Annotated in this window: 15 protein-coding genes; 13 read left to right on the top strand and 2 right to left on the bottom strand. The window is 43.2% G+C overall.

Features of this window, described 5'->3' with window-relative positions; translation table 11 throughout:
• Positions 1-141 precede the first annotated feature (141 nt).
• From Q0438_RS02970 to Q0438_RS02930, 9 genes are all read left to right on the top strand, one after another.
• A complete protein-coding gene (locus tag Q0438_RS02970; protein ID WP_299187213.1) occupies positions 142-618 on the top strand; it encodes a hypothetical protein in 477 nt (158 codons plus the stop codon).
• A gap of 34 nt (positions 619-652) precedes the next feature.
• Entirely contained in the window at positions 653-1,174 is a 522-nt protein-coding gene (locus Q0438_RS02965) for a hypothetical protein (protein ID WP_299187211.1), read from the top strand.
• Positions 1,175-1,176: 2 nt separating this feature from the next.
• Entirely contained in the window at positions 1,177-1,803 is a 627-nt protein-coding gene (locus Q0438_RS02960) for a hypothetical protein (protein WP_299187209.1), read from the top strand.
• A gap of 140 nt (positions 1,804-1,943) precedes the next feature.
• Positions 1,944-2,351, top strand: a complete 408-nt coding sequence (locus Q0438_RS02955; RefSeq protein ID WP_299187208.1) for a hypothetical protein — start codon at positions 1,944-1,946, stop codon at positions 2,349-2,351.
• A 13-nt stretch (positions 2,352-2,364) separates the two neighbouring features.
• Positions 2,365-2,874 (top strand): hypothetical protein, encoded by a 510-nt coding sequence (locus tag Q0438_RS02950; RefSeq protein WP_299187207.1) that lies wholly within the window; start codon positions 2,365-2,367, stop codon positions 2,872-2,874.
• Between the two features lie 50 nt (positions 2,875-2,924).
• Complete coding sequence (locus tag Q0438_RS02945; protein WP_299187206.1) at positions 2,925-3,329, top strand: hypothetical protein; 405 nt, start codon at positions 2,925-2,927, stop codon at positions 3,327-3,329.
• Positions 3,330-3,359: 30 nt separating this feature from the next.
• Entirely contained in the window at positions 3,360-3,842 is a 483-nt protein-coding gene (locus tag Q0438_RS02940; RefSeq protein WP_299187205.1) for a hypothetical protein, read from the top strand.
• Between the two features lie 35 nt (positions 3,843-3,877).
• Entirely contained in the window at positions 3,878-4,246 is a 369-nt protein-coding gene (locus Q0438_RS02935) for a hypothetical protein (protein WP_299187204.1), read from the top strand.
• Positions 4,247-4,258: 12 nt separating this feature from the next.
• A complete protein-coding gene (locus Q0438_RS02930; protein ID WP_299187203.1) occupies positions 4,259-4,816 on the top strand; it encodes a hypothetical protein in 558 nt (185 codons plus the stop codon).
• Positions 4,817-5,019: 203 nt separating this feature from the next.
• Here the strand turns inward: Q0438_RS02930 and Q0438_RS02925 are convergent, their stop codons facing one another.
• Positions 5,020-6,360, bottom strand: a complete 1,341-nt coding sequence (locus tag Q0438_RS02925; protein WP_299187202.1) for an FAD-dependent oxidoreductase — start codon at positions 6,358-6,360, stop codon at positions 5,020-5,022.
• Between the two features lie 121 nt (positions 6,361-6,481).
• Positions 6,482-7,108, bottom strand: a complete 627-nt coding sequence (locus Q0438_RS02920) for a TetR/AcrR family transcriptional regulator (RefSeq protein ID WP_299187201.1) — start codon at positions 7,106-7,108, stop codon at positions 6,482-6,484.
• Between the two features lie 252 nt (positions 7,109-7,360).
• On the opposite strand from Q0438_RS02920, the gene Q0438_RS02915 reads away from it, so the two are divergent.
• The 4 genes from Q0438_RS02915 to Q0438_RS02900 all read left to right on the top strand — a co-directional run bounded on the left by Q0438_RS02915 (position 7,361) and on the right by Q0438_RS02900 (position 11,681).
• Complete coding sequence (locus Q0438_RS02915; protein WP_299187199.1) at positions 7,361-7,999, top strand: DNA-binding protein; 639 nt, start codon at positions 7,361-7,363, stop codon at positions 7,997-7,999.
• A complete protein-coding gene (locus tag Q0438_RS02910; protein WP_297897014.1) occupies positions 7,996-8,583 on the top strand; it encodes a UPF0323 family lipoprotein in 588 nt (195 codons plus the stop codon). Before Q0438_RS02915 ends, Q0438_RS02910 begins: the two co-directional genes overlap by 4 nt.
• 366 nt (positions 8,584-8,949) lie before the next feature.
• A complete protein-coding gene (locus tag Q0438_RS02905) occupies positions 8,950-10,134 on the top strand; it encodes a glutathionylspermidine synthase family protein (RefSeq protein ID WP_299187195.1) in 1,185 nt (394 codons plus the stop codon).
• Positions 10,135-10,748: 614 nt separating this feature from the next.
• Positions 10,749-11,681 (top strand): D-2-hydroxyacid dehydrogenase, encoded by a 933-nt coding sequence (locus Q0438_RS02900; RefSeq protein WP_299187183.1) that lies wholly within the window; start codon positions 10,749-10,751, stop codon positions 11,679-11,681.
• Positions 11,682-11,828 lie beyond the last annotated feature (147 nt).

Raw genomic sequence — 11,828 nt, 5'->3', positions numbered from 1 at the left:
TAAATTTTACCGATAAACAGCTGGAAAATTTCATAAAAATAAAGCGAAAGAGATTAAAATTTAAATGGAAAAAGTAGATGGGGATTTTAAAGCAAGCCCGTATAATATCACGCAACAAAAGGTTTTTAAAAGGTGGTGGCGATGATAAAAAACGTTATAAATCCAAGTAATTTTGACGTAGAATTCAGGAAAATAAGAAGAAATAAAAGAGGCGTAGCCAGATCGAGAATAGATTTTGAAAATATCGATGTCGAGGCTAAAATTAGATTAATTATGTTTCTAATTTCAAAAGCAAGCCGCCTAGATAGCGTAGTTTATAAAATTCTTTTTTGGGAAAGAGATGAGAAAATAGAGGAGTATCTTCTTAAAAATATGAAGGGGCGATACACAAAAGCTAAGCCCTATAAAAACGGCGCCAGAGCGGGCGTTATCTTTATAAAAGAAAAAGCGTTTGATCCAAATTTTTTGAGGTCCATACTGCTGCACCATTTTAATTTTGAGCTGGCAAAAGAGCCATCTTTGAATATCAGAGTTCAATTAGCCGCAAACAATAAAGAGAAATTTTCGATTTTATTTGATATATATGATGATCGAGGCTGCTATGTGTATTACTTTTAAAATTTTATAATGAAAATATTTAAGGAAGGAAGATATGGCAATTTGGCAATGTGAGTTTTTTATTCTGCCTAAAAGCGATACATATGATCTGCAATACGACCAGCAATATGGCAATATAAAGCTCTTTGAAGACGATAAGTATTGGAAAAAAGCAAAGATCAAAAAAGAGGTATTTTCTGAAATTTCGCACCTATTAAAGCCCGAAAAATCTTGGTTTAGCGAAATGGATCTATACGGAAGCGAAAACGGCAACCGCCTAGAGGTATTTTTTGATACTAATAATATAATAGAGTCCGTTACGTTTCGTATCGATTTTAGATCCGAGTATGAAGCCGTATTAAGGGGCATAATATCATTGTGTGAGAAAAACGGCTTTTGCATTATAGACGGCAATTTAAATAATTTAAAATTATCCTTTAATGCTATAAAAGAGGCAATCAACAAATCCAAAAACAAAGAATTTTTTACAGAACTTGTTAGAAATAGTATAATAGGCGATAAAAAAGAACCGCCTATCATAGAGGCCGTAGATGATTTCAAATTTAAGGATGATTAAAAATGCTTGTAAAATGTATAAAAGAAGATAGGCATGAGTATCTGGGATTAAACAGAACCTATTTTGTTCATGGTATCCAATATGAAGAGGGACAGGTTTATTATTGCATATTACCGTTTTTAGATGATATAGATTACAATCGATTTAATAGCAAATATTTTCAAGTAATCGATGAGACGGTGCCTACAAATTGGAAATTTGGGATGCATAGGGGATTTTTTGGATGTTTTACCGCATCTTACGAAGAGCTCATAGCAGACGCGGATCATTATGGAAAGCTTATTGACGGAGATCCGATAGAGGAGGAAATTTTTAGGAAGAGAAGAGCCGAGATGATCGATGACGTATATAATACCCATATCATCAAGGATCTTAACCGCTTCATATATGATCTAAGCCCTAACCTATCGGTACAGATGAATATTGCAAATAAAGTGCTGGATATAGAGATATCTGACGCAAACACTGAGGCCAAACATCGCAAAATGAATATTTTAAAGGATGACGGATATAGCTGGTATTTGATAGAATCGGACGTAAGCACCTTTAAAGCCAACGCTACTAATGATTATTTAAGACCCGTATTAAAATATCTTAAATTGTGGCTAGGCAGAAAGAATTTTAGATAACCGGGCAGAAAGGTTTAATATGGCAAGCGCGACCGATAAAGAAATTTTTATAAAAATTTTGAATGAAGATATCGATGTATGGCGTCCAGTAAAGGCTGTTTAACACGAAAAAAGCGCCTTATTATAGAGGAGTGCATAAAATGATAAATTATAAAAATATCGGTTCTATTTACGAGCTTGGCTCTTTGTCCAAAAGCGGCTTAGACATATATTTTCTTATCGGATCGCACTTTATGGATAAGATAGATATCTTTAGTAATATCACAACGGATTTTCTTATAGGCGTCAAGTGGATATTCTTCTACACAGAGAAAGCGTCGCAATTAGAAGATATCTTTGATAGTTTTATAGAGCGGCACGATTTATTGGATATAGTTACATCGTCATACGGAATCGATGAAAAAACAGAGCTTGCAAATCTATTTTTATCTAAGATAACTCCAACAACTATGGGCGTATCAATATTGGATGAGAAAAATGCCGCCGAAAACGAGCTATTGCATGAAATTATAAAAGACATAAATAATAAAAATAGCGATGAAATTTAAAATGAGGTGAAATATGCAGCAAAATGAAGAATTGTATTATTTAATAGCTGGATTCATATACGATTGGTGCGATATAGAGCTGTTTTGCGATGAATTTTATAAGATGTATGATTTGGAATCGCAATATTGCGCAACCAATAAAGCGGAAGAGCAGGCATTAAAAGAATTGGATATGATGACGGGTAGATTTTCTGAGTTTGATGAAGATTTTAAAAAGGCTCCTAACGTATTTTTTAAAGAAGGCGAGATAAGGCAAAAGGCAGAAGAAATTTTTCGATTATTTTCTAATATCAAAATTTCAAAAGAGGAATTTTTTAGATTTTTGAAAGAGCAGAGAGGGTTAAATTTTCCGATTGGCGTTGATTTGGGCGAAGGCTATGTAATGTGCCCGAATTGCTCCAACGCAATGAAAGTAGATGAGCGCCAAAGCGTGATTACATGCGATAATAAATATTGTATCACCAAGCTTATTAATCCTTTAGCGAAATTAACGTTTGCGGAGATTAAGAGTGGAAATGAATAAAATTTGATTTAGACAAAATAATTTAATACAAAATTTATGGAGAAAAATAGATGCTTAATTTAAAAGGGCAAGAATTCCGCGTAAAGAGTATTTATGATAATATCGAGGAGGCTTCTAGCATAAAGCAGCAAAAAATGTATTGGCTGAATGAGAATAACGTAGATGGCTATATTTCATCGTATATAGAGCTAATGTGCACACTTTTTGATGATTTTGATTTTGACGATTTTGTAAAAAATACGGCTTATCGTTTAGGATTCCCGCCAAAACTTATAGAATTATTGCAAGAATTTAGAGATACTATAAAAAATTATCAAGCCAAAGACGAAACCGATGATCGTACCATTATAGAGGATCCAAATTGGCATATCGTAGTAGAAAAGGCGCAAGATGTCATAAAAGAATGGGATAAATACGATTTAGGCTCGAACGATGGAGCATTCAAATTAAATTAGGTAGTAAAAAACAAAAAATAGGATTTTAATATGATAGAAAATGAATTTGAATTTTTAATTGCCTCCGTGCCGGATAGAGAAAAAGTAGTAGCCGAGATTTGGCATATGGACAGAGAGCCTTTAATACAGATCAATCATGAAACGAATAAGCTTTTGGTTACTGCTACCGAAACTCGGCATAATATCAATTTTTACGAGCTTATATGGGTGCTATATGCCGGAGGATTATGGCTAAAAGATGGGAATCAAAGACCGAATTTTGCGGAGCAATTTGAGAAATTTTCAAAAAGAAACGGAAGATGCTCGAAAAATATCTTTAAATTTACAAGATATGAAAATAAAGTGAGTATAGAACATAAAGGCAATCTAATAGCGCATGTCATAAAAGATGGCGACGCCCTATCGGTGGGTTTGTTAAATTTTGGATTTGAATTAAAAGACTGCGTAGAGCTCGAAAATTTCGTATGGGCTTTGCAAAATTCTAGGAAACTGCTAGATAGCGCGGTCAGCTGAGTATCGCGGCAAAAACATCTATAAAGGATAATAAAATGACCGATTATTTCGTAAGAAAAGAAAGCGCTATAAAATTAAATAAGCTTTTGGGGTTAGATTCGACGGGAAATGAGCAAGATTGGGAGCTAGAATTAGCAGATATCGGCAAAATTACGTCAATGCTAAATTTACTAAAAGACAAGACATTAAATTTCCACGACAAGATTGCTCTGTCGCATTTAATTGTCGCTTCGTTTGAGAAAGAGGATGAAGAGCTAGGCACAGTAGACAAAGATAGGATTAAAATATTTGCAGGCTTTCTGAACGACAACTTGCAAATAAAAAACATCATACGAGAATATTGGATAGTTGCGTATGGGAATTTGAGTAAAAATTTAGCCTATTTGATATTTGGAGATAAATAAAGGTATTAAATAATGCAGCCCAAAATTAGAAATTTGTGTTTATCGTTAGAAAATAGAATTTTAAATCTACATCCTTTTGATCCCGAGCAAGTATGTTATTGCATAGCGACATGGTTCATTGAAAATAAAATTTTATTTCGTATGAAAGAATACGACGGTTGCGGCTTGGACGAGCTATTAAAGTTAAATTTTAAAGATTATCCGACCGAGCTATCGATTTACGGCGACGGAAAAGCGAATGATATTTTTGGCGCAAAGATTATCAAATCGGACAAATACCGCTTGATCAACAAAATTAGAGCGTTGAAAGATCAAAAGAGCTTAAGACTGGTCTACGAGGAATTAAACTCGATTATATTCGATAGTTTGGTAGTTAGCGTGGATTTGGACTTGGCGTGCGAATGCCCACAATGGTCGCCTGGCGATTACAGAGTTATGTTAAACGAAGCTACGGACAAAATCGTTTTTGCCTGTATAAACTGCGAGAAGAAATTTTATCCGCATACTCTTACCGAGTGCCAAATAGATTGTAATCTTGCTATTCCTAAACGCGAATATTTTATCAATTAACTATTTCAATCATTTCTTTTTATAGCCAACTTTGGTAACCAAGAAAGAAGCGGACGGCAAGAGCTCAAATTATTAACCCGCTCCAAATTTAACCCGCCCCTACGCATTAAATTTCGCGATCGATTTACGCTAGGGCGCCCAGGCATCGCCAAGCCCGAGCGCCGCTTGCTATCAAAGCTTTCAACGCCAAAAGGTTTAAAGGCTCAAAACTGTCCGAAAAGATCGTTCAGCGCCTCGCTAATGCTAGGATGCGTAAAAATTTGGTTTTTGAAAAAGTCCGCCTTCGCGCCCAGCGCCATGGCGATCGCCAGCTCATTAACGATCTCGTGCGCGTTTACGCAGTGAAGTGCCGCGCCTAAAATTTCGCCGCTAGCCGCATCCACGACCGCTTTCATCATTCCCTCGTCGTGCGCTACGACCTTGGCGCCCGGCACCGCCGCCATCGAAAGCTTCAGCACCTTGATTTCGCGCCCGCTCGCTCTTGCTTTGCGCTCGCTAAGGCCGATGCGAGCTAGCGGCGTGCGGGTAAACAGCACGCTTGCATGCGGTGCGCGGTTTTTCGTAGTGCGCGCGCCGTCTCCGAAAAGCGCGCTAAAAATGATCCTAAAATCGTCTAAGCTCGTGTAGGTAAACATCTCGCCGCCGCGCACGTCGCCTGCCGCGTAGATGCTCGCAGCCGAGCTTTGCAGATGCTCATTCGTGATGATATTGCCGTACACGTCCGTCTGCACCCCCGCAGCAGCCAAATTTAGCTCGCCAGTATTCGCGCGACGACCGAGGGCGTATAAAAATGCGTCCGCCGCGATAGTTTCGCTCTCGCCCGCGAGGTTAAATTTTAGCTCACTGTCGTTTAAACTCAAAAACTCGCAGCCCTCGATGATCTCCACGCCTTGAGCCTCTAGAGCGGATTTGACGCTGACAGCCACGTCCTCATCCTCGTTTTTCATAAATTTCGAGCGCATCAGCACGCTTACTTTCGAGCCGAATCCCGCAAACATCGAGGCAAACTCAAGCCCGATAAATCCGCCGCCGATGACCACGAGACGTTTCGGCAGCGTCTTTAAATTTAAAATTTCCTCGCTGCTATAAGCGATCTGCGAGTTTACCTCAAAGCTCGGCTCTACCTCGACGGAGCCCGTATTTACGACGATCGTTTCTGCTGAAATTTCACGCGTTTGTCCGTCAGGGCTTAGCACGCGCACGGAATTCGCGCTCGCAAAAGAGCCCTCGCCGTCGATTACGTCGGTATTTGGGCTTCCCTTTAGCATCGCTAAATTTTTCGCCCTCAGCGCCGAGATCAGCTCATCCTTTTTGTTTATGCTAAGCGTATAATACTCGTCCATAACGCCGAAATTTACGAAGCCCGCTTCCTTGCTCGCGGTAATTAGTCGCTTGGTCGGGATGCAGCCTACGTTGATGCAGGTGCCGCCGTACATCTGCGGCGAGCGCTCGATAAGAGCGACCTTTTTGCCTAACGCGGCGGATTTTACAGCAAGGGTTTTGCCCGCTTTGCCAAAGCCGATTACGATGACGTCATAATCCATTTTTAATCCTTTTGATCTGAAATTTTTGCGATTATAAGAGGTTTTAGTAAATTTAAAAATTATGCGTTTTAAATTTAGACAAAGCGGAGCCGTCGTGGAATTTCGCGGTAAAATTCCACGACTAGGCGCGTTTTTTCACGCCGTTTAAAAATATATCTATGCGATCCTTTATCAGCTCGTCCGCATTAAACTCGGGAGCATCGTCAAAAAATAGCAGACGGCTAAAATGCGGCTCTCTTAGCAAAAAGCAAAAATATAGCGCCAGGCTTTTTGCCGTACGCCCCTGCGCAAACTCGCTAGTATGCGCCGCTAAATACTCGTCCAGCGCATTCGGCGAGCCCAGCACGCCGCTTTTTAAAAAAATCTTCGGGCTTTCGCTTAGCGCGCCGTTAAAACCGCAGGAGAGAATAAGTCGATAAAATTTCATCGTATCGGGCGCGAAAAGAAATTCCAAATAGATCCCCGCAAATTCACTCAGATATTCGCAAAGCGCGAGGCGCGAGTTGATCCGCATACGCTCGTTCATCTGCGCGTCGAGCTTTTTGGTTTGCAGATCGATAATTTTTAAAAAAAGATTCTCTTTGTTGTCGAAATATTTATACACCGACGAGAGCGAACCGCCGCTTTTTTCAATAATGTCGTTTAGGCTGGTCGATTCATAGCCTTTAGCCAAAAAAAGCTCCAAAGCCGCGTCCAAAATGCGCTTGTAGCGGATCTCGGATTTTTTATACTTAGGTGATTCGGGCATTATGAGAATCCTTTTATCGCGGTAAATTCTTGGTATAAGTGTATAAAAAATAAACTTAATTAAGCAATAAAATTCTATCAAAAATTGCTATATTTTAGTAAAAGATAATTCTTTCGTTTTGCCTTTTTGAATTAAATTTTACTTTGCAAGAAGCCCGAGCGCACAGACTTAAGAGCGCAAATAAAAGAGTTTAATGCCTATTTTAGGCAAATTTCGCAATAATTGCGCATCAAAGCTAAAAGGCAACTTTGTATGAAAAAAGTCTCGATCGGCGAAGCAGCCGAAATTTTAGGAATTTCAAAAGAAGCCGTTTACAACCGCATCCGCAGAAATTCTTTACGCACCGAAGAAATAGACGGGGTGCGCTATGTTTTATTAGAGGGCGCCGTTAGCGCAGATGAGGCTCGCGGCACGAAAGCCAAAGCATCTCCGAAAACCCAAACCGCCCCGCAAAATCAAAGCTTCATCGACTATCTGATCAAAGAGGTAGCCGAGCTAAAGGGCAAAATCGAAGCGCTGCAAAGCGACAAAGACAGGCTGCATAAGGAGAAGGAAGAAATTTTGATCGCCTCAAAAGAGGAGATCAAGCTGATGTATAAGGAGCGCGACGAGAAGCTGGGGTATTTCTTGTCGTTTTTCGATAAGCCTCTCATCTCCGCTAAAAACCGCGAGGCCAAGCCCTTCGACGTCGAGGCAAAAGAGAAAACCTACGACGAGCGGGAGTGGACGAGCCTGGCTAAATTTATCAGATCGCTTAAGCGCAAAAAGCGCCCAAAAGCGCAAAGCCTAATCATCGAAAATATCGGCAAGAGCGAGTTTATCCGCGTCGAAGGAAACGAGCTTTTGATAAATCAAAGCTTAGATATAAAATCATTGAAAGGAAAAAAATGAAACTACGCAAAATCGCGGCATACGCGCTGGCTGGGGGCTTCGGCCTCGTTATGGCAGGCTCGCTCGCAGGCTGCGACGACAAGGAGCAGGAGCAAAACGTCCGCTTGCAAGAGGGCGCGCTTGTGCGGCTCGAAGAGATCGCGCCGGGAAAATATAAAATTTTAGAGGAATTTCCGAGCGAAAAGACCCAGATCATCCTAAAATCGCTCGACGGCACGGAGAGAATTTTAAGCGATGAGGAAACCAAAGCCCTTTTAGCCGAGGAAAACGCCAAAATCGACGCCGGCACTTCAAATTTAACCAACCAAAACGCGCAACTTAGCAGCGGCGGCATGAGCCTGGGCGAGGCGATCTTGGCAAGCGCTGCGGGCGCCATCATCGGCTCGTGGATCGGCGGCAAGCTGTTTAACAACCCCGCCTATCAAAGCCAGCGCCAAACCGCCTACAAAAGCCCGAGCGCCTACTCCAGAAGCGTCGATAGCTTCAATCAAGCAAAGCAGCAAAACGCCAAGGCGCGAAGCGGCAAGAGCGGGTTTTTTGGCGGAAGCAAGAGCGGCAAGAGCGGCGGATTTTTCGGCGGCTAAGCGCGCTTTGAAATATACGGCGGCTCTGCGCAGCGGGTTAAATTTAGAGCGTAGAATTTTAAAATTTGCGCCAAATTTAGCATTGATTTGACGCCGATTTTGCAAAAACGCGCTGTAAAATTCGGCTAAATTTTACCGCTTCTGCCGCGCACGATCCGCGTCGTCTGCGTGCCGTTTAAATTTAGCCGCGAGCATCTTTTCGTGCGGCTAAAATTTACGCGCAATCGCCGCGATAATCTACGCTGATTAAATTTTGCCGTGCATCTTGCGCGCTTTAAATTTACGCGAAGCCGTATGCGTATCAAAACTAACAAAGGCCGCAAAGATCGCGGCGCAAATGAGTTAAAATTTTAAAAAAGGATAAAAATGCAACTAAAAAAGATAACGCCGTTAAGCAAAGAATATCTCGAAAAGCTCGGCTTTTACTGGCACACGGACGCCGACGAGACCTCTTACGTCAGCGACGAGATCGTGCGCGTGAGCGCCGCGGAGGCGGATGCGTATTACGAAGCGGCGAACGAGCTATACGAGATGTTTGTCGCAGCCGCGCAGTACGTCATCGACAACAACCTTTTCCACGAGCTCGGCATCCCCTTCAACCTCGTGGATCTAATTAAACAAAGCTGGGAAAACGAGGTGCACTGGCACCTATACGGGCGCTTCGATTTCGCGGGCGGGCTGGACGGCAAGCCGATCAAGCTGATAGAATTTAACGCCGACACGCCCACGGCGGTGTTTGAGACGGCGATCATCCAGTGGGCGATGCTGAAAGAAAACGGCATGGACGAGGCGAGCCAGTTCAACGACCTCTACGACGCACTGCGCGATAATTTCAAGCGGCTCGTGGTGCTTGACGGCGAACTTGAGGATTTTTCTAAATTTTACGAAGGGTGGAAAATTTTATTTAGCAGCGTCGCGGGCAACATCGAGGACGAAAAGACGACGAAGCTTTTGCAGCAAACCGCGGAGGATGCGGGCTTTAAGACGCGCTTTGCCTACGTGGACGAGGTGGAATTTAACGACGAAGAGGGCGTGTTTTTTGACGGCGAAAACTACGAGTATTGGTTCAAGCTGATCCCTTGGGAGGCGATCGCGATCGAGGAGGGCGAGCTTGCGATACTACTAAAAAACATCGTGCAAAATCAAAAGGCGATCATCCTAAACCCCGCATACACGCTGCTTTTCCAAAGCAAAGGGATTATGAAAATCCTGTGGGATCTGTATCCGAACCACCCGCTGTTGCTACAAAGCTCCTTTTCGCCGATCATCGGCAAAAAGATGATCAAAAAGCCGTTTTTGGCGCGCGAGGGGGCGAACGTGGCGATCTTCGACGCAGACGGCAGAAAGATAGAGGAAAACGGCGGCGAATACGAAAATCAGAAATTTTTGTATCAGGAATTTTACGAGCTCAATAAAGACGAGCGCGCCCAGAGCTACCAAGCGGGGGTATTTTTCGCCTATGAGGGCTGCGCGCTGGGCTTCCGCAAGGGCGGCGAGATACTTGATAATCTCTCAAAATTTGTGGGGCACTACATCGAGGATGCGAAGTAGCGGCGCGGTGAATTTTATAAAATTTGAGGAATTTTAGAGCGGAGTATTTTGGCAGTAACTTTGGCGGTAAGGCTCTCGCGGCGGTAAATTTATCGCTCGATAGCAGCGGCAAATTTGTCGCTCGGCAGTAAAATTTAACGTAGCGGCGCGACCAAAATTCTGCGCGGATAAAATTTTGAGCAGATCAAATTCGCGTGAACTAAAATTCCGCGTAGAGCAAGTTTTGCGCGAGCTAAATTTTAAAATTTAAACGCGAACGGCAGCAGCGATTAAATTTGTCTCTCGCTTCGGCACAAATTGAAATTTTAAATTTAGACGCGGATTTCAGCGGAAGTAAAATTTACCGCTTGCTCCGGCGCGAGTTAGAATTTTAAAATTTAACGCCCCGCGCGCTGCAAGCATTAAATTTCGCGAGGGCAGAATTCGCGATAGTTAAATTTTGCGAGAGTAAATTTTGCAATAATAAAATTTTGCAAGAAATTTCCGCAATAGCTAAATTTGCAGAGTTAAAATTTGCCGTTTAAGCGCTGCACTCCGAATCGCGCAATGGAATTTAACGGCTAAATTTGGCCGCACTGCTACGACTTAAAATTTTAAAACGCAAAGGGGGAAATATGAAAATCGTATGTTTGGATGCCGCGACGCTGGGAAGCGATGCCGATCTTAGCGAGATCGCGAGCTTAGGCGAGTTTGAAAGCTACGAGATGACCGAGCCCGCGCAAACTGCGCAGCGCCTAGCGGGCGCTGACGTCGTCATAACCAACAAAGTCCTAATCACGGACGAGATCATGGCGCAAACCGCGCTTAAGCTGATCTGCGTCAGTGCCACGGGCACGAATAATATCGACATGCAGGCCGCGCAGGCTCGCGGCATCGCGGTAAAAAACGTGGCCGGCTATTCGACGAACAGCGTCGTGCAGCAGACATTCACGTCGCTGTTCGCGCTAGCCAACGCGCTCGGATACTACGCAGATTACGGCAGCAGCGGCAAATGGTGCGAGAGCGAAATTTTTACCCACATTGACGCGCCGATCAGCGAAATTTACGGCAAAGAATTCGGCGTCATCGGACTTGGACAGATCGGCGAAAAGGTCGCCCGCATCGCCGCCGCGTTCGGCGCGAACGTGAGATACTACTCCACTAGCGGCGCGAACGATAACGGCGAGTTTGCTAGAGTGAGCCTGGACGCGCTTTTGAGGGCATGCGACATTATCTCGATCCACGCTCCGCTAAATGAAAAAACGGCGGGATTGATCGGCGAAGCGGAGCTTGCGAAGATGAAAGAGGGGGCGATCTTGATGAATTTCGGCCGCGGCGGCATCGTGGACGAGGACGCGCTGGCTCGCGCCGTGGACGAGCGAGGCTTGCGCGCGGCGCTTGACGTGCTTCAAACAGAGCCGATGAGGACGGATCATCCGCTGCTGCGCGTGAAAAATCGCCGCAACGTCATCATCACGCCCCACATCGCATGGGCAAGCATCGAGGCTCGCAAACGGCTGATAAAAATGATCGCGCAAAATATCAGGGATTTTATAAACGGCAAATAAGCGCGGTTGAAACGCCAAAGCAAATTTAACAAAATCAAGATGCGGCACAAGGCCCACAAAGACTCTGCACGCAGTATTTCAAAGCGCTGTATATAAAATTTTATTAACTGAAAAGAAGCGATACCGTTTCGGGTAAAATTTTAAATT

It is taken from the genome of uncultured Campylobacter sp., from assembly GCF_938030785.1.
Classification (GTDB): Bacteria; Campylobacterota; Campylobacteria; order Campylobacterales; family Campylobacteraceae; genus Campylobacter_B.
The sequence above is the reverse complement of the archived record's forward strand: the minus strand, read 5'-3'. Positions and strand labels throughout refer to the sequence as shown.